The sequence below is a fragment of the Bradyrhizobium pachyrhizi genome (assembly GCF_001189245.1).
GTDB lineage: Bacteria > Pseudomonadota > Alphaproteobacteria > Rhizobiales > Xanthobacteraceae > Bradyrhizobium > Bradyrhizobium pachyrhizi.
The window spans coordinates 58,409-58,796 of record NZ_LFIQ01000095.1 but is presented as its reverse complement, the minus strand read 5'-3'; the positions used below and the strand labels follow the sequence as shown (position 1 = coordinate 58,796).

1 pseudogene is annotated in these 388 nt (G+C 67.3%); it reads right to left on the bottom strand.

Going from position 1 to position 388, the window contains the following annotated elements:
* Positions 1 to 48: 48 nt before the first annotated feature.
* Positions 49 to 388 (bottom strand): annotated as a pseudogene (locus tag AKL29_RS45465) (LLM class flavin-dependent oxidoreductase); the annotation flags it as partial.

Here is a 388-nt window from a genome sequence, read left to right as displayed (position 1 = left end):
TATGGGTCCCGGCCTTCGCCGGGACGACAACCTTTATGCCCTCTTCCTTTATGCCCTCTTCGCAAGCCCGAACGCCTCGGCGAGCAGGCTGTACGACTTCTTCCGCGCCGCGTGGTCGTAGACCGCGGTGATCACCATCAGCTCGTCGGCCTGGGTCGCCGCGATCAGCGGCTCCAGCTTCGTTATCACGGTTGCGGGGCTGCCGACGAAAAGGCGGGCGCGGTTGCGCGCGATCGAGGCGCGCTCGGCGTCGGTGTAGGGATAGGCCTCTGCCTCCTCGACGCTCGGCAGCGGCAGATACTGGCCGCGGTCGCGGCGCAGCCGGTTGAGATCCATCGACAGCGCAAGCCGCTCGGCTTCCGCGTCGGTCTCCGCCGTAACAACCGCA